The sequence below is a fragment of the Streptomyces sp. CA-278952 genome, from assembly GCF_028747205.1.
In the GTDB taxonomy this organism is placed as follows: Bacteria; Actinomycetota; Actinomycetes; order Streptomycetales; family Streptomycetaceae; genus Streptomyces.
The window spans coordinates 4,945,669-4,967,419 of sequence record NZ_CP112880.1; the positions used below are offsets into that span (position 1 = coordinate 4,945,669).

At 70.3% G+C, this 21,751-nt stretch carries 20 protein-coding genes; 12 read left to right on the forward strand and 8 right to left on the reverse strand.

Annotated features, from left to right (window positions below):
• Positions 1-201: 201 nt before the first annotated feature.
• Positions 202-564 (forward strand): hypothetical protein, encoded by a 363-nt coding sequence (locus N7925_RS22270; protein WP_073804949.1) that lies wholly within the window; start codon positions 202-204, stop codon positions 562-564.
• A gap of 143 nt (positions 565-707) precedes the next feature.
• Here N7925_RS22270 and N7925_RS22275 read toward each other — a convergent pair whose 3' ends face one another.
• On the reverse strand, positions 708-2,207 hold the full coding sequence (locus tag N7925_RS22275; protein ID WP_265601229.1) for a peptide MFS transporter: 1,500 nt from the start codon (positions 2,205-2,207) through the stop codon (positions 708-710).
• A 487-nt stretch (positions 2,208-2,694) separates the two neighbouring features.
• Here N7925_RS22275 and N7925_RS22280 point away from each other — a divergent pair, with 487 nt between their 5' ends.
• Both N7925_RS22280 and N7925_RS22285 read left to right on the forward strand, forming a co-directional pair.
• Complete coding sequence (locus N7925_RS22280) at positions 2,695-3,372, forward strand: response regulator transcription factor (RefSeq protein ID WP_118899228.1); 678 nt, start codon at positions 2,695-2,697, stop codon at positions 3,370-3,372.
• Positions 3,373-3,497: 125 nt separating this feature from the next.
• Complete coding sequence (locus N7925_RS22285) at positions 3,498-4,763, forward strand: ATP-binding protein (RefSeq protein WP_265601230.1); 1,266 nt, start codon at positions 3,498-3,500, stop codon at positions 4,761-4,763.
• Positions 4,764-4,910: 147 nt separating this feature from the next.
• Here N7925_RS22285 and N7925_RS22290 read toward each other — a convergent pair whose 3' ends face one another.
• A complete protein-coding gene (locus N7925_RS22290; RefSeq protein ID WP_265601231.1) occupies positions 4,911-5,432 on the reverse strand; it encodes a GtrA family protein in 522 nt (173 codons plus the stop codon).
• Between the two features lie 177 nt (positions 5,433-5,609).
• On the opposite strand from N7925_RS22290, the gene N7925_RS22295 reads away from it, so the two are divergent.
• Genes N7925_RS22295 through N7925_RS22305 form a run of 3 tightly spaced genes read left to right on the forward strand, consistent with a single transcriptional unit; the run spans position 5,610 to position 8,516 of the window.
• Entirely contained in the window at positions 5,610-6,761 is a 1,152-nt protein-coding gene (locus tag N7925_RS22295) for a 5-(carboxyamino)imidazole ribonucleotide synthase (protein WP_274344941.1), read from the forward strand.
• Positions 6,758-7,306: a 5-(carboxyamino)imidazole ribonucleotide mutase gene (gene purE / locus N7925_RS22300; RefSeq protein ID WP_069754867.1), complete on the forward strand. Its 549-nt coding sequence runs from the start codon at positions 6,758-6,760 to the stop codon at positions 7,304-7,306. Before N7925_RS22295 ends, purE begins: the two co-directional genes overlap by 4 nt.
• A gap of 10 nt (positions 7,307-7,316) precedes the next feature.
• Entirely contained in the window at positions 7,317-8,516 is a 1,200-nt protein-coding gene (locus tag N7925_RS22305) for a dipeptidase (protein ID WP_265601234.1), read from the forward strand.
• Positions 8,517-8,685: 169 nt separating this feature from the next.
• Here the strand turns inward: N7925_RS22305 and N7925_RS22310 are convergent, their stop codons facing one another.
• A complete protein-coding gene (locus tag N7925_RS22310) occupies positions 8,686-10,029 on the reverse strand; it encodes a UDP-glucose dehydrogenase family protein (protein WP_274344942.1) in 1,344 nt (447 codons plus the stop codon).
• Positions 10,030-10,236: 207 nt separating this feature from the next.
• Between N7925_RS22310 and N7925_RS22315 the strand changes: the two genes are divergently transcribed.
• Entirely contained in the window at positions 10,237-11,394 is a 1,158-nt protein-coding gene (locus N7925_RS22315) for an acyl-CoA dehydrogenase (RefSeq protein ID WP_265603971.1), read from the forward strand.
• A gap of 75 nt (positions 11,395-11,469) precedes the next feature.
• Here N7925_RS22315 and N7925_RS22320 read toward each other — a convergent pair whose 3' ends face one another.
• Positions 11,470-12,048, reverse strand: a complete 579-nt coding sequence (locus N7925_RS22320) for a maltokinase N-terminal cap-like domain-containing protein (protein WP_274344943.1) — start codon at positions 12,046-12,048, stop codon at positions 11,470-11,472.
• Between the two features lie 134 nt (positions 12,049-12,182).
• Here N7925_RS22320 and N7925_RS22325 point away from each other — a divergent pair, with 134 nt between their 5' ends.
• The gene (locus N7925_RS22325) at positions 12,183-12,707 is read left to right on the forward strand and encodes an AAA family ATPase (RefSeq protein WP_274344944.1); all 525 of its coding nucleotides are present in this window, start codon (positions 12,183-12,185) and stop codon (positions 12,705-12,707) included.
• 64 nt (positions 12,708-12,771) lie between these two features.
• Here N7925_RS22325 and N7925_RS22330 read toward each other — a convergent pair whose 3' ends face one another.
• Positions 12,772-13,344, reverse strand: a complete 573-nt coding sequence (locus N7925_RS22330) for a dihydrofolate reductase family protein (RefSeq protein WP_265601238.1) — start codon at positions 13,342-13,344, stop codon at positions 12,772-12,774.
• Positions 13,345-13,505: 161 nt separating this feature from the next.
• On the opposite strand from N7925_RS22330, the gene N7925_RS22335 reads away from it, so the two are divergent.
• A complete protein-coding gene (locus N7925_RS22335; protein ID WP_274344945.1) occupies positions 13,506-13,976 on the forward strand; it encodes a hypothetical protein in 471 nt (156 codons plus the stop codon).
• Between the two features lie 57 nt (positions 13,977-14,033).
• On the opposite strand, the gene N7925_RS22340 is transcribed toward N7925_RS22335, so the two are convergent.
• A complete protein-coding gene (locus N7925_RS22340) occupies positions 14,034-14,951 on the reverse strand; it encodes an alpha/beta hydrolase family protein (RefSeq protein ID WP_274344946.1) in 918 nt (305 codons plus the stop codon).
• Positions 14,952-15,054: 103 nt separating this feature from the next.
• Here N7925_RS22340 and N7925_RS22345 point away from each other — a divergent pair, with 103 nt between their 5' ends.
• Positions 15,055-15,624, forward strand: a complete 570-nt coding sequence (locus N7925_RS22345) for a TetR/AcrR family transcriptional regulator (protein WP_274344947.1) — start codon at positions 15,055-15,057, stop codon at positions 15,622-15,624.
• Positions 15,625-15,867: 243 nt separating this feature from the next.
• The gene (locus tag N7925_RS22350; RefSeq protein WP_274344948.1) at positions 15,868-17,661 is read left to right on the forward strand and encodes an alpha/beta fold hydrolase; all 1,794 of its coding nucleotides are present in this window, start codon (positions 15,868-15,870) and stop codon (positions 17,659-17,661) included.
• A 116-nt stretch (positions 17,662-17,777) separates the two neighbouring features.
• Here N7925_RS22350 and N7925_RS22355 read toward each other — a convergent pair whose 3' ends face one another.
• Entirely contained in the window at positions 17,778-18,734 is a 957-nt protein-coding gene (locus N7925_RS22355; RefSeq protein ID WP_274344949.1) for a hypothetical protein, read from the reverse strand.
• A 535-nt stretch (positions 18,735-19,269) separates the two neighbouring features.
• On the opposite strand from N7925_RS22355, the gene N7925_RS22360 reads away from it, so the two are divergent.
• Positions 19,270-20,316 carry a DUF5954 family protein gene (locus N7925_RS22360; RefSeq protein ID WP_274344950.1) on the forward strand — a complete coding sequence of 349 codons (1,047 nt, stop codon included), beginning with the start codon at positions 19,270-19,272 and terminating at the stop codon, positions 20,314-20,316.
• A 70-nt stretch (positions 20,317-20,386) separates the two neighbouring features.
• Here the strand turns inward: N7925_RS22360 and N7925_RS22365 are convergent, their stop codons facing one another.
• The gene (locus N7925_RS22365; RefSeq protein WP_265601245.1) at positions 20,387-21,700 is read right to left on the reverse strand and encodes an LCP family protein; all 1,314 of its coding nucleotides are present in this window, start codon (positions 21,698-21,700) and stop codon (positions 20,387-20,389) included.
• Positions 21,701-21,751: the final 51 nt, after the last annotated feature.

Below are 21,751 nucleotides of genomic sequence, written 5' to 3' on the forward strand. Positions count from 1 at the left end.
CCCGGAGAACGCTTCTTCGGGCGAGCCCCCGTCATGCTCAGAACTTGCTCACATCACCCGGCGCGCCTTGCTCGCACAAGATCGACAAGGATAGGTTTCCTGTGCGTCTCTTCGCAGCAGCGAAGGGCATCGTCTGGGTGTGGCGCTGTCCGGCAGGCTTGACCACCTGCTGGTGCCGCACGGGTTGAGAAAAGGAACGACATGAACGTGACCTGGGGGAAGAAGGCTGCGACGGGCGTGCTCGCCGGCCTCCTGATGACGTCCGGACTGACGCTGGCCACCGCCGCGCCCGCTGCGGCGGCCGGTGCGAAGTACACCTGCAAGGCGACGCCCAGCCTCTCGCTGGGGCGTCCGGTGTCGACCTCCGCCTGCAAGAAGTCCGCCAAGGGCAAGAGCGTCAAGAAGCACCGTGCCGTGCTCGTCTGCGATGTGGTGCGGGGTCGCGGAGCCGAGCACACCATCCCGTGGACGGTGAAGGGCAGCTGGAAGAAGCCCAGCCAGAAGTCCTCGGTGAAGTGCGGCTTCAGCAGCTTCCTGCGGAGCGTCAAGGTCGAGACCAAGTAGTCGTCGCGACCGCCTGAACCGAACCGCCTGAACCGAACCGCCTGAACGAACCGCCTGAACGAACCGCCTGAGCCGAACGGCAGCGGGTCCGCACGAGATGATCGTGCGGACCCGCTGCCGTGTCCCGAGCGGGACCGGGGCAGCTACTTGACGTTGCCCATGAGAGCGCGGATCTTGCGTCCCGCCACTATGAAGGCGATGCCCGCCGCGACGGCCACGGCCGCCTGCAACGTGTAGTACGCGGCGTCGCCCAGCGGGGCGTTGAGCTTCGTGGTCCAGCCGTTCAGGGCGTTGCCCGTCGACGTGGCCAGGAACCACAGGCCCATGATCTGGCCCATGAACATCTTCGGCGCCAGCTTCGTGGACAGCGAAAGGCCGACCGGGGAGAGGCACATCTCGCCCATGGTCTGCGCCAGGTAGACGGCGAGCAGCCAGAAGACGGTGACCTTGCCGGTCTCGCTGTTTGCGGCGGCAGCGCCCGCCAGGCCCATGATGCCGAACGAGCCACCGATGAGGAGCATCGCCAGCGCGAACTTCATCGGCGTGCTGGGCTCACGGTTGCGCGTGGCCAGCTTGACCCAGATCGTCGCGAAGATCGGGGCCAGGATGATGACCAGTGCGGGGTTGACCGACTGCAGCCAGGAGGCCGGGAACTCCCAGCCGCCGATGAAGCGGTCCGTCTTGTTGTCGGCGAAGATCGTCAGCAGCGATCCGGACTGGTCGTAGATCATCCAGAAGAGCACGGCCGTGATGAAGAACCACACGTACGCCTTGATCTTCGGCCGGTCCTCCTTGGTGAGCGCCGGGTCCCGGAAGATCGTGATGAAGTAGACGACCGGCACGACGACGCCCAGAACGGCCAGGACGTTGACGATGTGCTCGATGTCGTACGTGCCCAGCGCCAGGTCGATCAGCAGCGCGGCGACCGCGACGCCGGACCACAGGGCCACCTTGCGCAGCACCTGCCGCCGCTCCTCGGGGGAGGCGGGCTTCGCGGGCAGCTTGCCGATGTCGCCGAGGTGCTTGGAGCCCAGCACGTACTGGATGACCGCGAAGGTCATACCCACACCGGCGACACCGAAGCCGAGGTGCCAGTTGACGTTCTCACCGAGGTAGCCGACCAGCAGCGGAGCGGCGAAGCCACCGATGTTGATCGCCATGTAGAAGAGGGTGAAGCCGGCGTCACGGCGGGCGCTGGACTGGTTCTCGTAGAGCGCGCCCACCATCGCCGAGATGTTCGGCTTCAGCAGGCCCGTACCGACCGCGATCAGCGCGAGGCCGAAGAAGAACGTGATGTCGCTCGGCAGCGCGAGCGCGAAGTGACCGAGTGCGATGACGATCCCGCCGACCAGTACGGCCTTGCGGGCGCCCCAGAGGCGGTCGGCGACCCAGCCGCCGGGCATCGCGGCCATGTAGACGACGGCGTTGTAGACACCGTAGATGGAGGCGGCGAGCGCCTCCCGGCCCTCCAGGGGGCCGTCGAGCACGGCGGCCACCAAGTACAGGGTGAGGATGGCGCGCATCCCGTAGAAGGAGAAGCGTTCCCACATCTCCGTCATGAACAGGGTGGCCATACCGCGGGGGTGGCCGAAGAAGGTCTTCTCGTCGGAACTCGGCGAGTCCTTCGTCAGGCTGGACGCCATGGTCGATCCTTGCTGGTCGGGACGCGACGCCTCGTGAGCTGTACGCGCCCGGTGGGGGGCAGCCGGCACCGGCGCGGCGTACCCCATCCCCACGCCTGAGGGGGACGTGCTCCGTGCGGCCGGGCTCCTGACGGAGATACGGCGGCGGAGCGGGGAAGAACCGCGTCGGGATCCACGCCCGTCGCGCGTCCTCGCGCTCCGGGCCCGGCTCACAGGTCATTCACTCAGGAGCCGGCGGGAACCGGCCCCGCACACAAAAGAGACCCTTGGCGCTCATGGCCGCCCAAAGGTCCTTGAGTAGTGCAACAGGCGTTGGGACACCATACGACACGACACGGCAGGATATGGAAGGACTTGAGACATGGATCACAGGTCCCGGTGGAACCACACTCCCATATTCAAAGGTCTCCGTCCGCTTTGTGGCGCTGACCCGCAGGTGACGTCGTAGGCCTCACCTCGGACCCCCCGTCCGGACTACCATCAGCCCATGACCCGTGTACTGCTCGCCGAGGACGACGCATCCATCTCGGAGCCACTGGCCCGCGCACTGCGTCGGGAGGGCTACGAGGTCGAGGTCCGCCAGGACGGTCCGACCGCGCTCGACGCCGGACTCCAGGGCGGCATCGACCTGGTCGTCCTCGACCTGGGGCTGCCCGGGATGGACGGTCTCGAAGTCGCCCGCAGGCTCCGGGCCGGCGGCCACGCCATCCCGATCCTGGTCCTGACGGCCCGCGCCGACGAGGTCGACACGGTCGTCGGCCTGGACGCGGGCGCCGACGACTACGTCACCAAGCCGTTCCGGCTCGCCGAGCTGCTCGCCCGGGTCCGCGCCCTGCTGCGCCGCGGGGCCTCCGAGCCCGTGCCGCAGCCCGCCACCCACGGGGTCAGGATCGACGTCGAGTCGCACCGGGCCTGGATGGGCGAGGAGGAACTCCAGCTCACCGCCAAGGAGTTCGACCTCCTGCGGGTCCTGGTCCGGGACGCGGGCCGGGTCGTCACCCGCGACCAGTTGATGCGCGAGGTCTGGGACACCACCTGGTGGTCCTCCACCAAGACCCTCGACATGCACATCTCCTGGCTGCGCAAGAAGCTCGGCGACGATGCCGCCAATCCGCGCTACATCGCCACCGTCCGGGGCGTCGGCTTCCGGTTCGAGAAGAGCTGACGTACGAAACCCCCATGCACCCGAAGCCTCCATGCATCCGAAGCCCCCATGCACCCTGAAGACCGCTCCGGACACCACCCCGACGCGGGTGGCCACGCGCGTCCCGACGACCTGAAGAGGCGGGTATGCGCCGCCGGCTGATCAACTCCACGCTCGCCGTGGTGCTCGTCGTCATCGCCGTCTTCGGCGTCTCGCTGGTGATCGTCGAGACGCGCACCATCAGCGCCAGCGCCCAGGAGAGCGTCGAGTCCGAGGCGCTCCGGCTGATCAGCGTGGTCGACAGCCGGCTGCTGGGCGCGGAGCGGATCAATCCCGGGGTGCTGGCCGAGCAGATCGACCCCAAGCGGTACGCCCTGGTCGAGATCCCCGGCCGCGAGCCCATCGCCGTCGGCGAGCGGCCCGTCGGCAGCGTCCTGCGCGCCGTCGAGACCGGAGAGCAGGGCGAGACCGTCACCGTCGAGGAGTCCCGCTCGGCCGTCACCCGCGAGGTCGGGCGCACGCTCCTGATCATCGGCGCGGTGGCGCTGCTGGCGATCGTCTCGGCCGTGCTGCTCGCCGTACGCCAGGCGAACCGGCTGGCCTCCCCGCTCACCGACCTCGCCGAGACCGCGGAGCGCCTCGGCTCCGGGGACCCCCGTCCGCGCCACAAGCGGTACGGGGTGCCCGAGCTGGACCGGGTCGCCGACGTCCTGGACTCCTCGGCCGAGCGGATCGCCCGGATGCTGACCGCCGAACGCCGGCTCGCCGCGGACGCCTCCCACCAACTGCGGACGCCGCTGACCGCCCTCTCCATGCGGATCGAGGAGATCTCCGTCACCGACGACCCCGACACGGTGAAGGAGGAGGCGAACATCGCCCTCACCCAGGTCGAGCGCCTCACCGACGTCGTCGAACGGCTCCTGACGAACTCCCGCGACCCGCGCACCGGCTCCGCCGTCGTCTTCGACCTCGACGAGGTCGTCAAACAGCAGATCGAGGAGTGGCGCCCCGCCTACCGCAGCGCCGGCCGCGCACTGGTCTGCTCCGGAAAGCACGGACTGAAGGCCGTCGGCACCCCGGGCGCGGTCGCCCAGGTCCTGGCGGCGCTGATCGAGAACTCCCTCATGCACGGCGGCGGCACCGTCGCCCTGCGCACCCGGGTCACCGGCAACCAGGCGGTCATCGAGGTCACCGACGAGGGCCCCGGCGTCCCCGCCGAACTGGGGGCGCGGATCTTCGAGCGGACCATCAGCGGCCGCAACTCCACCGGCATCGGCCTGGCCGTCGCCCGCGATCTCTCGGAGGCGGACGGCGGCCGGCTGGAGCTGCTCCAGCAGCACCCGGCGGTCTTCGCGCTCTTCCTCAGCCGGGTCCCGGTCGACCGCAAGACTCCTGAGCGCCCGTTGCGCTGAACAACGACGGACGCGGCGGACCGGTTCCCGTCACGGGCGCGGCGGGCCAGTTCCGCAGACGCACCGCGGGCCAGTTCCGTACGGAGGTGCCGCGGGTCGGTCCCGCACGGGTGGGCCGCCGGCCAGTTCCGTGCGGGCGCGCCGCGGTCAGTTCCGTACGGGGTCGGGCGTCACCCGCTCTTCCGTCGGCCTGCGCTGCTCCAGAAACCGTTCCGCGTTCAGCACGGCCTCCTTGGCGGGCAGGGTCTTGAAGACCCAGGTCCGGTAGGACCAGAAGCGGAACAGGGTGGCGACCCCGATGCCGACGATCTTGAAGACATTGCTCTGGACCGGGGTGTTCCAGCCGAAGCCGTACGTCGCCAGGTACAGCACGCCCGTCTCGATCACCGCGCCCACCGCGCTGAACAGCAGGAAGAGGGCCAGCTCACGGGTCCGGCCGGTCTTGTCGCGGTCCCGGTAGGTCCAGTAGCGGAAGCCCACGTAGTTGAAGAGGATCGCGACGAACGTCGCCACCACGCTCGCCCGGACCACCTGGAGGTCCGTCGTGTGCCGCAGCAGGTTGAAGACCGCGATGTTGACCAGCAGGCCGAAAGCGCCGACCGCGCCGAACTTGGCGACCTCCCGGGCCAGCAGCTCAAGCCGGGTCCGCAGTGCGCCCCGTTCGCTCATGGTGATCGCTGGCCCCGTCCGTCGGAAGGCGTCTGGAAGACGTGTCGACGCAAGCACGTCAACTCCGCCATGCTAACCAGCCCACCCGTGTGACGCCCGTGAGTCCGCAGGGCTCGTGGCCGCACGGCATCCGTACGGCCGTCCGGGACCCACCGGCGTGGCGGATATCCTGAAGACGTGACGTTCCCGGTAGTCGGCATGGTCGGCGGCGGTCAGCTCGCCCGCATGACCCACGAGGCGGGTATCCCCCTCGGCCTGAAATTCAAGCTGCTCAGTGACACCCCCCAGGATTCGGCGGCCCAGGTGGTGAGCGAGGTCGTCATCGGCGACTATCGCGACCTGGACACGCTGCGCGCCTTCGCGCGCGGCTGCGACGTGATCACCTTCGATCACGAGCACGTGCCGACCGAGCATCTGCGGGCCCTGGAGGCGGACGGCATCCCCGTGCGCCCCGGCCCCGATGCCCTGGTGCACGCCCAGGACAAGGGGGTGATGCGCGCCAAGCTCCTGGAGATCGGCGCACCCTGCCCCCGCCACCGCATCGTGAGCGACCCGGCCGACGCGGCCGCGTTCGCCGAGGAGGTCGGGGGCTTCCCCGTCATCCTCAAGACCGTGCGCGGCGGCTACGACGGCAAGGGCGTGTGGGTGGTCCGCTCCGAGGCGGACGCCGCCGACCCGTTCCGCGCCGGGGTCCCGGTCCTCGCGGAGGAGAAGGTCGACTTCGTACGGGAGCTGGCGGCGAACATCGTCCGCTCGCCGCACGGCCAGGCCGTCGCCTACCCGGTCGTCGAGTCCATCCAGGTGGACGGCGTCTGCGACACGGTGATCGCCCCCGCCCTCGGGCTGGACGAGGCACTGGCCGGAGAGGCCCAGCAGCTCGCGCTGCGCATCGCCACCGAGCTGGGCGTCGTCGGACACCTCGCGGTGGAGCTGTTCGAAACCCGTACCGACGACGGGACCCCCGGCATTCTGGTCAACGAGCTGGCGATGCGCCCGCACAACTCGGGCCACTGGACCATGGACGGCGCGATCACCTCCCAGTTCGCCAACCACGTGCGGGCGGTCCTCGACCTGCCCCTCGGCGACCCGCGCCCGCGCGCCCCCTGGACGGTCATGTGCAACGTCCTGGGCGGCGACTACCCGGACATGTACCAGGCGTATCTGCACTGCATGGCCCGCGACCCGCAGCTCAAGATCCACATGTACGGCAAGGACGTGAAGCCCGGCCGCAAGGTCGGACACGTCAACACCTACGGCGATGACCTGGCGGACGTGCGGGAGCGCGCCCGGCACGCGGCCGACTACCTGCGAGGAACGATCACCGAATGACTTCCCCCGGCACCGGATCCCCCGCCGCCCCTCTCGTCGGCATCGTCATGGGCTCGGACTCCGACTGGCCCGTCATGGAGGCCGCCGCCAAGGCGCTCGACGAGTTCGAGATCCCCTACGAGGTCGACGTCGTCTCCGCCCACCGCATGCCGCACGAGATGATCGCGTACGGCGAGCGGGCCGCGGGCCGAGGCCTGAAGGCGATCGTCGCGGGCGCGGGCGGCGCCGCCCACCTGCCCGGCATGCTGGCGTCCGTCACCCCGCTGCCGGTCATCGGCGTGCCGGTGCCGCTGAAGTACCTGGACGGCATGGACAGCCTGCTCTCCATCGTCCAGATGCCCGCCGGGGTCCCCGTCGCCACCGTCTCGGTCGGCGGCGCGCGCAACGCGGGCCTGCTGGCCGCCCGGATCCTCGCCGCGTCCGACCCCGCGCTCCAGGACCGGATGCGGGAGTTCCAGCAGGAACTGAACGACCAGGCCACCGAGAAGGGCAAACGTCTGCGCGCCAAGGTCCAGGGCGCGGACTCCTTCGGCTTCGGAAAGTAGGGGGCGGCACATGAACGACGCCTACCTGCGGCGGGCCCGCGAGCTCCTCGCCGTCCACCCCGTCGTGGACGGCCACAACGACCTCCCCTGGGCCCTGCGCGAACAGGTCGGCTACGACCTCGACGCCCGGGACATCGCCGCCGACCAGCGCGGTCTGCTCCACACCGACCTGAACCGGCTGCGGGCCGGCGGGGTCGGCGGCCAGTTCTGGTCGGTGTACGTCCGCACCGACCTGACCGGCGACGCGGCCGTCAGCGCCACCCTGGAACAGATCGACGTCGTCGGCGAACTGATCGCCCGCTATCCGACGCACCTGCGGCGCGCGCTCACCGCCGACGACCTGGAGAAGGCCCGAGCCGAGGGCCGCATCGCCTCCCTGATGGGCGCCGAGGGCGGCCACTCCATCAACAACTCGCTGGGCACCCTGCGGGCCCTGTACGACCTGGGCGTCCGCTACATGACGCTCACCCACAACGACAACATCGACTGGGCCGACAGCGCCACGGACCTGCCGCGTCTCGGCGGCCTCTCCGCCTTCGGCCACGAGGTCGTCCGCGAGATGAACCGCGTCGGCATGCTGGTCGACCTCAGCCACGTGGCGGACGGCGTCATGCGCGACGCGCTCGCCACCACCACCGCGCCGGTGATCTTCTCGCACTCCTCGGCCCGCGCCGTCTGCGACCACCCGCGCAACATCCCCGACGACGTGCTCGCGGCCCTCCCGGCCAACGGCGGCGTCGCGATGGCGACCTTCGTCCCGAAGTTCGTGCTGCCCGAGGCGGTCGCCTGGACCCTGGCAGCCGACCGCAACATGCGCGAGCACGGCCTGCACCACCTCGACACCACCCCGACCGCGATGCGCGTCCACGAGGACTTCGAGGCGGCCAACCCGCGCCCCGTGGCCACCGTCTCGACCATCGCGGACCACCTCGACCACATGCGCGCGGTCGCGGGCGTCGACCACATCGGCATCGGCGGCGACTACGACGGCACGGCGTTCACCCCGCGCGGTCTGGAGGACGTCTCCGGCTATCCGAACCTCATCGCCGAACTGCTGCGGCGCGGCTGGTCCGAGGGCGACCTCGCCAAGCTGACCTGGCAGAACTCCGTACGGGTGCTGCGCGACGCGGAGGCCGTGGCCCGCGACGAGCAGAGCGGGCGGGGCCCGTCCCACGCGACGATCACGGAGCTGGACGGCCCGCTCGGCTGACGCCGCAAGGTCTCCGCGCCCACCCCGTCCGGCTGACGCCGGAAGACCTCCGCGCCCCACCCCGCTCGGCTGACGCCGGAAGATCTCCGCGCCCACCGCCGCGAACGGTCCGCCAGGACCGGGGCGAGCGCCCCGAAGCGCTCGCCCCCAGGGCGGCGGGCGCCGCCCTTCAGGCCTTCGGGCGGCCCATCGCCCGGTACGTCCACCCGGCCTCGCGCCACACCGCGCTGTCCAGGGCGTTGCGGCCGTCCAGGATGATCCGGCGGGCGGCCACCTCGCCCAGCTCCGCCGGGTCCAGCTCGCGGAACTCGCGCCACTCGGTGAGGTGCAGCACCACGTCCGCCCCGCGCACCGCCTCCAGCGCGGAGTCCGCGTAGCCGAGCGTCGGGAACAGCCGCCGGGCGTTGTCCATCCCCTTCGGGTCGAACACGGTCACCTGGCCGCCCTGGAGGTGGATCTGCCCGGCGACGTTGAGCGCGGGGGAGTCGCGTACGTCGTCGGAGTCGGGCTTGAACGCGGCGCCCAGCACCGCCACCCGCTTGCCGAGGAACGAGTCGCCGCCCACCGCCTCCCGGGCCAGCTCCACCATGTGGCCGCGGCGGCGCATGTTGATGGAGTCGACCTCGCGGAGGAAGGTGAGCGCCTGGTCCGCGCCCAGCTCGCCGGCGCGCGCCATGAAGGCGCGGATGTCCTTGGGCAGGCAGCCGCCGCCGAAGCCGATTCCGGCCCGCAGGAACTTCTTCCCGATGCGGTCGTCGTGCCCGATGGCCTCCGCGAGCTTCACGACGTCCCCGTCGGCGGCCTCGCACACCTCGGCCATCGCGTTGATGAAGGAGATCTTGGTGGCCAGGAAGGAGTTGGCGGAGGTCTTCACCAGCTCGGCGGTCGGGAAGTCGGTCACCACGAACGGCGAGCCCTCCCCGACCGGCCCGGCGTACACCTCGCGCAGGAGCTTCTCGGCCCCCTCGCTCGCGACGCCGACGACGATCCGGTCGGGGTGCAGGGTGTCCTTCACCGCGAAGCCCTCGCGGAGGAACTCCGGGTTCCAGGCCAGCTCGGCGTCGGCGCCCACCGGAGCGAGCTCCGCGAGGCGGGCCGCGAGGCGGGCGGCGGAGCCCACCGGGACGGTCGACTTGCCGACGACCAGGGCGGGCCGGGCCAGGTGCGGTGCCAGCGAGTCGAAGGCGCTGTCGACGTAGCTCATGTCGCACGCGTACTCGCCGTGCTTCTGCGGAGTGTTCACACAGACGAAGTGGACGTCGCCGAACTCCCCGACCTCCTCCCAGGAGGTGGTGAAGCGCAGCCGCCCGGTGGACCCCTCGATACCGGCGACGTGGCGCTGGAGCAGCTCCTCGAGACCCGGCTCGTACATCGGCACGCGGCCGGTGGAGAGCAGCTCGATCTTCTCCGGTACGACATCGAGCCCCAGGACCTCGAAGCCCAGCTCGGCCATGGCCGCGGCATGGGTGGCGCCGAGATAGCCGGTGCCGATCACGGTGATCCTGAGGGCCATGGAGTGCTCCTGGGAGATGCGGACGGACGTGCGGACCGAGCATAGTCGGGCAGCGGAAGGCCGGAATTCACCGCTCCATCTGTCCACTGCACCGCATATGTCCCACCCATGTCGGGAAGCTCACGTACGCGGCACGTATGCCGCCCGGCGGTCGGCGCACTAAAATTGGGTTACTTAACGGTAGTTAGCATCTGGGGAGTGAGCGTCTTGGCGGGTTCGACCGATTTCGACCTGTACCGTCCGGCCGAGGAGCACGACATGCTCCGCGAGACCATCCGCGCGCTCGCCGAGACGAAGATCGCCCCCTTCGCCGCCGCGGTCGACGAGGAGAGCCGCTTCCCGCAGGAGGCGCTGGACGCCCTGGTCGCCTCCGACCTGCACGCCGTCCACGTCCCGGAGGAGTACGGCGGCGCCGGCGCCGACGCGCTCGCCACGGTCATCGTGATCGAGGAGGTGGCCCGCGCCTGCGCCTCCTCCTCCCTGATCCCGGCCGTCAACAAGCTCGGCTCGCTCCCGGTGATCCTCTCCGGCTCCGAGGAGCTGAAGCGCAAGTACCTGAGCCCGCTCGCCAAGGGCGACGCGATGTTCTCGTACGCCCTCTCCGAGCCGGACGCAGGCTCCGACGCGGCGGGCATGAAGACGAAGGCCGTGCGCGACGGCGACTTCTGGGTCCTCAACGGTGTGAAGCGCTGGATCACCAACGCGGGCGTCTCCGAGTACTACACGGTCATGGCCGTCACCGACCCGACCAAGCGCTCCAAGGGCATCTCCGCGTTCGTCGTCGAGAAGTCCGACGAGGGCGTCTCCTTCGGCGCCCCGGAGAAGAAGCTCGGCATCAAGGGCTCTCCGACCCGCGAGGTCTACTTCGACAACGTGCGCATCCCCGCCGACCGCATGATCGGCGAGGAGGGCACCGGCTTCGCCACCGCGATGAAGACCCTGGACCACACCCGCATCACCATCGCGGCCCAGGCCCTCGGCATCGCCCAGGGCGCGCTGGACTACGCCAAGGGGTACGTCCAGGAGCGCAAGCAGTTCGGCAAGCCGATCGCGGACTTCCAGGGCATCCAGTTCATGCTCGCCGACATGGCGATGAAGCTGGAGGCGGCCCGCCAGCTCACCTACTCGGCCGCCGCCAAGTCCCAGCGCGTCGACGGCGACCTCACGTTCTTCGGCGCCGCGGCCAAGTGCTTCGCCTCCGACGTCGCCATGGAGGTCACCACGGACGCCGTCCAGCTGCTCGGCGGCTACGGCTACACGCGGGACTACCCGGTCGAGCGCATGATGCGCGACGCCAAGATCACCCAGATCTACGAGGGCACCAACCAGGTCCAGCGCATCGTGATGGCGCGCAACCTGCCGTAACGCCTCCTGCCGACGGCCCCCGGCGCGGTGCCGGGGCCGTTCGCATGGGCCCCGCCCACCGCGGAGTGACGGACGCTACTGCGGCGCGACGGCCGCCAGCTCTCCCCGTACGGCCGTTCCGTCCGGCCAGATCCAGCCGGCGACGAGACGGCCCGGCGCTCCCTGTTCGGTTTCCGACGGCCGCAGGACGCGGTTGATCCGGACGTCGACGCCTTGGTCGGCACCGCCCCCGTGCACGATGACGGTCGGGTCGGGGGTGTCGCTCACGCTCTGCTGCTGCGGCTTCGCCTCGCCGCGCAGAAGGGCGCGCAGCCGTTCCAGTACCACCGGGTCGTGGGCGCCGTCGTAGATCCACCGGGTGCCGAGCACCCCGTGCTCGGAGGTGCCGATCAGCGCCTCGTCGGGGGCACCCTCCAACGCCGCGCCGCGGTAGCCCAGCGGCACCAGATACGCCACCGGCTCCTGCCCGGCCGCGTCCGCCACGACCATGAACTCGATCCCGACCTCCCCTTCCGGGTCGTCCAGACGGAACCCGCCGGCCCTGACCAGGTCCGGCGTCTCCCCGGAGCCCTCGTACCAGCTCTGCTTCGGCAGCCAGCCGGTGAGCAGCTCCAGCTTGGTGGGCTCCATGGTGGTGCGGTGGACGGTTGCCATGCGGGCTCCCTGATACGTAGGTCGGTCCGTCCTCACGACGGGTGTGTCCGAACCTACGGGGAACGGTCGCTCCGGGGCGCGGAGTATTCGGCCGCGCCGGGCCCGGAGTGCTCGGCCGTGTCTAGGGTGGAGCGATGATCATCTGGCTGAACGGAACCTTCGGCGCGGGCAAGACCACCACCGCGAAGGAGGTGACCTCGCTCCTCCCGGACTCCCGGCTGTTCGACACCGAGAAGGTCGGCGAGATGCTCTGTCACGTGCTCGGAGTGCCGGAGAAGGACTTCCAGGACTTCCCGCCCTGGCGGGGCCTGGTGGTGGAGACCGCGCGGCAGGTGCTCGACCACGTGGGCGGAACGCTGGTGGTCACGCAGACGGTTCTGGTCGAGCCGTACTGGCGGGAGATCCACGACGGTCTGACGCGGGCCGGTATCCCCGTGCACCACGTCCTGCTGCACACGGACCGGGACACGCTGGTCGAACGTATCGAGACCGACAGCGCACCCGAGAGCGCCGGCGCCCGGCAGTGGCGCCTGGACCATCTGACCGACTACGAGCGGGCCCTGCCGTGGCTCCGCCGGGAGGCCCGGGAGGTCGACACGACGGGCGTCGTGCCCGCAGAGGTGGCGCGGACCGTCCTGCGCGGGGTGCGCGCCCGCTGACCGGTCGGGCCGGGGCGGGCGGCGCAGGTGAGGCAGGGGCCTGGGGGTGCCCCGTCCGGGCGCGTCAGCGGACGACCTCGAAGACGTTCTTCTGGATGCCGTTGGCGTACGTCTCGTGCTCGACCAGCTTCAGCTTCTGCGCGTCCTTGTCCGCCGCGCTGAACAGGCGCTTGCCCGCGCCGAGCAGGAGCGGGAAGACGAGCAGGTGGTACCGGTCGATCAGGTCGGCGTCCGCGAGGTTCCGGTTCAGTTCGGTGCTGCCGTGGACGATGATCGGGCCGCCCTCGGTCTCCTTCAGGGCGGCGACCTCCTCCAGCGACCGCAGGATCGTGGTCTCGCCCCAGTCGGACACCAGGTCGCCGTCGGTCAGCTTGGTGGAGACGACGTACTTCGGCATCGCCTTGTACCCCGTGAACTCCTCCATGCCCGGCCACACCGGGCTGAACGCCTCGTAGCTCGCCCGGCCCAGCAGCAGGGCCGTGGCCTCGTCCTGCTCCCGGCTCTTGAGCTCGTACGCCTCCGGCAGGAACTCCACGTCCTTGAACGTCCACCCCGAGTTCCGGTAGCCGGGCTCGCCGCCCGGGGCCTCCATGACGCCGTCGAGCGAAACGAAGGCGGTGCTGATCAGGGTGCGCATCAGTTCTCCTGGTTGTGTCGTCGAGGGGCCCCGGTTCGGTGCCCGGTGCCGCCTCCCAGTCTTACGGAAGTACAGACCGCGCACCCCGCCATAACTCATCGGTCCCGCACCGCGCACCGCCCCCGGCCACACCCCGGCCCCGGCCGGTAGCCTCCCTCTCCATGACCGAACTCGACAGGCTGACCGCCCTCTTCAGCGCCCTGGGGGCGGATGGCGACGCCCGCGACTGGGCCGAGTCAGAGGCCGAGGAGGGGCTGCCGCAGCTCGCCCGCTACCGCCTCCTGCGGACGGTGTGGCAGGACGTCGACGCCTGGGGCACGGCGGCCCCGCAGTGGGTCGAGGCCTACCGCAGCGACGGGGCGGCGGCCGATGCCGTCGACCGGGCCCTGGCGGCCGGGCTCACCCCCGAGGACCTCGGCGCACTGGCCCGCGAGGTCGCCAGGGAGACCGCGTTCGGGGTGCTGTACGCCCTGGCGGACCCGGCGGACGGGTCGCTCCCGGCGGAGGTCGAGGCGCAGTTGCCCGGCTGGCGACTGGCGGAGCTGACCCCGGCAGGCGCACCGACCGGCCGCCATCTCGACGCCCTCCACGAGGACTTCGCCGAACTCGAACCGAAGGGGGCCGTGTCATGACGGATTTCCCGGTGCTGCGGGAAACGGCAGAGCCACGGCAGCGGGCCCGCCACGGGCTTACTTGTTGACGACGCTCCACGTGCCGTCGCCGGCCGCGGCTGCGGCGGTGTCGTTGAGTGCGGCCCACGCGGCGTCGTCGAACTTGAGGGTGCCGAGGAGGTAGGCGGAGACCGCGTCGGCGACGAGGGCGACGCGGGCGGGGTTCTCGTCGGTGGTCTCGGCGGCCATCTCGCCGGCGAGGCCGCCCAGGGTGTGCTCGCCCTCGGCGATGGCGAGCAGGCTCTTCGGGGCCGGGCTCAGGTGGTAGGCGTCGGTGAACCACTCCGGCCCCCGGGTGGAGAGCTGGGACTGGTCCTTGCCGCCCGCTATGACCAGGGCCGGGGTGGTCATGGTGGAGTAGTCCGGCCTCATGAACGGAAGGTGTTCGGCCGCGAACGGGGTGAGGGTGTCGCCGGTCCCGGTCGCCGCGATCAGCGCGCCGGCCGAGACGGCGGGGTGGGAGAAGTCTTCTCCGGGAACGCCGTCGGCGTCCAGTACGCGCGCGCCGAGGATCGCGCCGGCCGTCTGGGCGCCCCAGGAGTGGCCGACGACCGCGACGCGCTCATGGTCGACGCGGGTCTTCAGGCCGCCGGCCCGGACAAGGATGTCGCCGAGGCCGTCGAGGACCGCGTGGAGGTCGGCGATCCGGACGCGCCAGACGGTGGCGAAGCGCGGGTCGTCCCACCCGATGCCGTTGCGGCGGGAGTCCAGGTGGGTGGGCTGTACGACGACGAATCCGGCGGCCGCCCACCGGTCGACGAGGGGTTCGTATCCGTCCAGGGACCATCCGTTGCCGTGGGAGAAAACGATGACGGGCAGGTTCTGGCCCGACAGCGGGGCGGTGACCTTCACCTGGAGGTCGACGCTGCGGCCGGGCGCGGGGACGGTGATGGGCTTGACCGCGACGATCCGCCGGTCGAGCTGGCTGGAAGGCATGGTGGACCTGTGCTTTCTCCATGGGACCGCTCTGCCATACTTTGGCGGAGCGTCGTTCCGCCAATTTAGCGGAACATTGTTCCGCGAGTAAAGGGAGGGCCTCGTGCCGGAATCGGTCGGAGTACGCCAGGCGCAGGCACAGCGCACCCGCGACGGCGTGCTGGCGGCCGCGTCGGCGGTCTTTGTGGAGCAGGGCGTCCAGGCCCCCATCCGCGACATCGCCGAACGGGCCGGCGTCGGTGTCGGCACGATCTACCGGAACTTCCCGACGCGGGCGGACCTCGTCACCGCCGTCTACCGGCACCAGATCGACACCTGTACCGCACTCGCGCCCCGGCTCCTGGAGGAATCAGCCTCCCCGTTCACCGCCCTGATCCGCTGGGCGGACGCGTTCGTCGAGTTCCTGGTGACGAAGCACGGCCTCGGTGCCGCCCTGGGATCCGGCGATCCGGGGTTGGAGAACCTCCACGCCCTCATGCTCGACACCCTGGTCCCGGCCTGCGCGACGCTGCTCGACGCCTGCGTCGCCGCCGGCGAAGTCAGCCCGGACATCACCGCGTACACGCTCATGCGCGCCATCGGGAACCTCTGCATCACCGGCCCCGACTACGACCGGGCCGACGCCGGGCGCATGGTCGCGACCCTCCTCGCCGGATGCCGTCGCCAGGCATAGCGACAACGCCCGAACGCGCACCCGGTGCGTGACGGCCCGGCCGGCCACGGCTCGGCCCAACTCCCGTGACCGGAGAGACACCTCCTGGAGCCAGAACCCGGCCCCCTGCGCACCGGCGTCGGTATCGCGCCGCTGATCTTGTTTCCAGAGCAGGCTTTTGGCCACCCCATGTTGTACGTGAGGAGAGGGGTCAGAAGCGGGATTACGGTGAACGTTCCAGCTCTTGAAGAGGGGATCGGCATCGTGGGGGACAGTCGACTGGGGCTCGTGATGGTCCACGGGTTCATGTCCGGGCCGAAGGTGTGGGAGCCGCTGCGCGGCCTGATCGCCGCGGACCGGGGGCTCGGGTTCGTCGAGCCGCTGACGTTCGAGTACGCGACCGGGCTGACGCCGGTCCATCCGCTGCGGGTGTTCCCGTCGATCGACACCGTCGCCGACAGCCTCAAGGAGTATGTGGTCACGGAGGCCGGAGCGTACGACCAACTGCTCCTGGTCACCCACAGCCAGGGAGGGCTGGTCGCCCAGCGGTATCTGGCCCGCATGCTCCACGACGGCAGGGGCGCCGAACTCGCCCGCATCCAGCGGCTCGTCCTACTCGCCTGCCCGAGCAACGGCTCGGAACTGCTGCTCTCCCTACGACGGCGTGCGCTGGGCGGGCGCCATCCGCAGGAGAAGGATCTGCGCCCGCTGAACGACCAGGTCAACGCGACCCTGCGCACGGTCGTCCGGGACGTCGTGCACGCCACGGCGATCACCGACCGGACCTGCCCCATCCCGGTGTCGGTGTACGCGGGCGAGAGCGACGGCGTGGTGTCCCGCGCCTCGGCGCAGTCCGTCTTCCCGGACAGCTCCGCCCTGCCGGGTGACCACTCCAGCATCCTCAAGGCCGACTCGCCCCAGCACCGGACGTTCACCGCTCTCCGCCGCCTCCTCCTCGCGACGCGTACCGAGCCGTACGTACCCGGGCCCGAAGCGGCGGCACGGGCCCGCATGCACACCCCGGCGGGGGAAAAGCCCTCCAGGAAACGGCGCCCGACGATCGCGATCGCCTCGGTCGCCGCCCTGGCGGTCGTCGCCTCGGTCCTCTACTTCGCCCCGATGCCCTGGGAATCGGACGCCGAATCTTCCGACCCAGCCCCCAAATCACCTATCGGGGCCGCCAGTTCGGGCACCCCGAGCCCGCCGCGACAGGATGGCGGCGTCAACCTGCCCGAAGATTTCCCGGCCACGAACACGTTCTGGTTCTTCGACATCAACAAGGACCGGAAAGCCGATTACGTCACGGTCTACAAGAACCAGACATTCAAGTTCTGGTGGAACGGCGGCATCAAGGACAACCGCTTGCGCATCGGCGAGTATCACAAGAACTCCTACGTCCCCGCGCCCCACGAGGACGGCGATGCGTTGCGCTTCGGCGACATCGACGGCGACGGCTGGCCCGACTGCATGATGGTCGACAAGACCGGCGAGGTGGCCGTCCACACCTGGGTCGAAGGGAACTCGGCCGGCGAACGCATGTGTCAGAAGGAGTACGGCGGCGATGCCGACGTTCCCTTGCGCGATACCGCCGACATCGTGCCGGACCTCAAGGAGATCCAGTTCGCCGACGTCAATGGAGACGGGCGAGTCGACTACCTGCGGATCGAACCGAGCAGCAAGGTGACCGTCTGGTACAACCAGACGGTCAAGGGCGAGAACGGCCCGACGCAGGTGGGCTGGTCCCCTCCCGAGATGCTCAGCAAGCGCCTCTTCGACCGTGAGATCAGGTATGCCGACCTCGACGGCAACGGGCGTGCCGATCCGATCCTCATCACCCCCAAGGGCGGCGCTCGGGCCTGGCTCACGCGCGAGCCATCGTGCGAAGCCCGCCACGACATCGGGCAGATCGTGCCGGACCCGGAGACCGCCATTCCGCCGGAGGAGATTCAGTTCGCCGACGTCGACGGAGACGGAGACGCCGATTTCCTGCACGTCGGCAAAACGGGTGAGGTCCGCGTCCAGGAACCCGACTTGCAAGACCGCTGCCCACGTCGCTGACGGACCGCCCGGTCAGCTCCAGCGCACCCCGGACCTCCCGCTCTCCTGCCCACGGCCCGCCACGCCCCATGCCAAGAGGCAGCGAGCTGACATTCACCTGATCCGCCGGACAGAATTCAGGCCGCCTCCCAGTACTGGGCCCGGCAGTCGCGGCAGTGGCCCGGGGCCGGGGAGCGGAAGGCGCGGTCACAGCCCTCGCAGGTCTGGAAGGGGGTGACGGGCGTCCTGTGGATGGGGGTCAGCTCCTGGGCGCCGGGGAGCGGTGGCGGCAGGAGCACGGTGAGGCGGTGTCTGACGATCTTCGCCGGGTACTTGGGCGGCTGCGGGAGCTCGGTCGTCAGCGCGTGGCGGATGGCGTCGGGGTGTGCGCCCCGCTCCAGCCACGCAGCCGCACCGGGCGCCAGCTCCTCGACATCGTCCTCGGAGAGCACCAGCTCCGGCGCGTGACGCCGAAGGTCGGCGAGGAGCGCGGAGGCGGACAGGTGCAGCTCAGGGGTGAGCTCACGGGGCTGGGGGAGCGGCCGGCGCGGCGGCTTGGGCCCGATGCGCGACGGTACGCGGACCGGCGGGTGTGCTTCCTCCGGTACGGGGGTGGGCTCGGGCGCAGGCAGGGGCGCGGGCACCACCGGTGCGGGCACCGCGGGCGTCACCACCGGCACCGGTGCCACTGCCACCGTTACCGGCACCACTGCCGCGCCCCGCAGCAAGGCCCCCGGCTGGTTGCAGAACACCGTGCGGGTCACCATCCGGCCGTTCGCCAGCCTCTCGCGGCTCCGGTGCAGATAGGCGTGGGTCTCCAGCTCACGCAGGGCGGAGGCGATCGTCCTCTCGCCCTCGGGGAAGCGGGCCGCGAGCGCCTTGATGCCGACCTGGGACCCGGCGGGCAGCGACTGGATGTAGACGCCGATCCCGATCGCGGTGAGGGAGAGGTCGGCGTGCTGCGCGAGGTGGTTGCCGACGACCGTGAAGCGGCTTGTGTGCGGGATCGCGACGTGGATCACGCCGGAGACCGGCAGTGGCCCGGGAATCTCCGCCAGGGCGTGGGTGAGGGCGATATCGTGCTGGGTATCCATCGGGAAGTTTGTGCCTTCCTTGGTGGTCAGGTCCTCGCTCGGGATTGCCGTCCCGGCGGGGGCCGTCTCATGTCTGGGGTTGTGTTCAGCGCGAGCATATGCCTGCCAACCCGACCGAAATCCACCCCAGTTGGTGAATCTCACCCATGTGGGTGACCGGCCCGTCCCGCAGTTGACCACCGGGATCAGGTGGGGTGGGGTTGGGTAATTTCTCTTGGTTCTTTAGGTAGTTGACGTCGCGATCCACCGAGTCGCGGTGGGCCACGATCCGGTCGGCCCCCACCGGATCGTGGCGCTTCACGACCCGGCGTGAGCAGCGATTTCGGGTGGATTTCCGGAGATCCGTCACGGGGCTCGGCCCGCCGTCCTTTGCGGAGCCCGGCAGCTGAGCGCACGCGCCACCCGCCCCGACCCGAGCGCGTTCAGCGGCCCCGGTGGGCAGCGGAGCGCGCTCGTCGGCGTCGGCTGCGGGCGACGGGAGCCCTTTGCGGCGGAAACCCCTGACACCGGCACCCCTCTTCGGCACACTGAGTGCATGAACGCTCACCCGGAGAGATCGCCGGATCACCTCACGATCAACGTCACCCGTCGCGACGACCCGGTCTCCGAGGTCACCGAGGCGGACGCGTTCGCCTCGGTCCGCAAGTACCCGAACATCGTGGTCCGGGGGCCCCTGTTCGGGCTTGCCGAGCAGCGGCGCGGTGACCGGCCGCGCTGGCGGCTGCTGGGCGAACTGGACTGCGGCTTCCCGCAGATGGCCCGGGACGAGCTCAACTCGCTCCTGTGGTTCAGGGCGAGGGACGACACCGACGACCCGGCGGTGCGGAGGTCCCTCCTGGACGCCGTGGCGCGGCTGGAGGTCGAGTCGACCGACGAGGTGTCGGCGGACGGCGTCCGCTACCGGGTCGTGCGCGCCGACGAGTTCGCCCGGATCGGCGGCGACCGTCTGGAGCCGCCCCGGGCCACCGACCCGGACGAGGACAGCTGGGATCCGGACGCGCCCGACCCCTGCCGCACCGAGGGCTTCGTGGTCGACCACGCCGCCGCCGTCGGGCTGACCGAGGGGATCGACCGGGCCGGGCTGCTGGGGCTCTCGTACACCGCCGCCCGCTTCCCCGAGGACGTACGGGCCGACTCCCGGCGGGCGTTGACCACCCACCCAGGGGTGGTGCTCCTCCCGACGACGTTCCGGGTGGTGGAGCGGAAGGAGTTGACCTGGTCGATGGTGACCGGGCAGTACTCGACCCCGCAGGGCGCCCGCCGCGCCCTTGTCCACCACCTCACCCGGCCCGTTCCCGAGCTGCCGGATCTGCCGGACATGCCGGAGCTGCCCGCCTGGATGAAGGTGGACGAGAAGGAGGCGGCCCTCCGCGCGCGGGCCGCGAAGAAGTTCACCGCGCGCCGCAGGCCCAACGAACTCGTGTTGCGTGGGCGTCGGTTCGAGGTGGTCCGGGTCGAGCGTGTGATGCGGATCGGGCCGGACGGGCCGGAGAAGTCGCGCCCGTCCGACGTGGACGACTACGGCCCCTCCCAGATCCACCCCCTCATGGACGAGAAGGGGAACATCACCTACGGAACGTAGGCGGGCCCGGCAGACGGAAGAAGGGCGCCGGGCAACAGCCCGGCGCCCTTCAACGGCATTGCCCGCAGGCTCAGTTGCCCTTGACCGTGACCTTCTCGTCGTTGTTGAGCTGCTCCACCAGCTGCTTCACCTTGGCCTTGTCCCAGACCAGGTTGGAGCCGACGCTGCCCGAGATCGGGATGTTCATCGACGTGCCCTCGCCGCCCGTGACGCCCTTCATCGCGAAGAACATGTTGCCCAGTGCCCAGAGCGACATGTCCTTGTCCACGATCAGCGTGTCCAGGCCGGCGCCCATCGTCGGGTACAGCTTGAACGGGTTGATGATCGTGGACGGGGTCGCCGTCTGGCTCGCCAGCGCCGCGAGGAACTTCTGCTGGTTCTTCGTACGGTCCAGGTCGCTGCCCGCGAACGCGTACCGCGTCCGGACGAAGGCCAGGGACTGCTCGCCGTTCAGCGTCTGCTTGCCGGCCTGGAAGTCGGCGCCGGACTTCTTGTCCTTGAAGGCCTTCGGGATGTCCAGCTCGACCCCGCCGATCGCGTCCACGATCTTCGCGAAGCCGCCGAAGCCGATCTCGACGTAGTGGTCGATGTGCAGCCCGGTGTTGAACTCGACCGTACGGACGAGGAGTTCGGGGCCGTCCTCGGCGTAGGCGGCGTTCAGCTTCACCTGTCGGCCGGTGCCCGCGAACTTCTTCCCGGACTCGGACCCCACGAAGGACGGGATCTCGACGTTGGAGTCGCGCGGCAGCGAGATCAGCGTCGGGCCGTTGGAGCCGTCGTGCAGGATCATCATCGAGTCGGTCCGCTTGCCCTCCGCGGAACCGGTGCGCAGCCGCTTCTTCTCCTCCGCCGACATGCCCTCACGGCTGTCCGACCCGACGATCAGGTAGTTCGTGCCGTCGCCGGACTCCGGGCGCTCGATGACCTTGGCGAGGTCGACCTCGCGCTTCAGCTTCGAGTCGGCCCAGAAGTACGTCGAGATCGAGACCGCGAGCACCACGACCACCAGGGTCAGCGCGCCGAGCTTGATCCGGCGGCGCCAGTCCGGGGCCGGGTCGCCCTGGACGTAACCCCCGTCACCGCCGCCGCGCCGACCGCCTCCGCCGCCCGATCCGCCGCCCGAGCCGTAGACCTGGCCCGTGTTGTAGCCGCTGTCGTACCCGGGGTCGGGGCTGTTGCCGTAGCCGCCGTCCTGGTGCCGGTCGTCGTACCCCTGACCCTGCTGCGGCACCTGAGGCCTCTGCGGCGGCGCCGACGGCCTCTGCGGGGCGGGGCGGCGCTGGATGTGCGGCATCGCCCGCGCACTCTCGGGCTGGGGGTTGGCACTGCCCCGTCCGTAGCGCTCGCTGCGGTCGCCGGTCCGTCGATCGGGCCAATCGTTCATCCGCACAGTGTGCCGTCCCGGCCCACAGCTATTACAGGGTGTAAGGGAAAT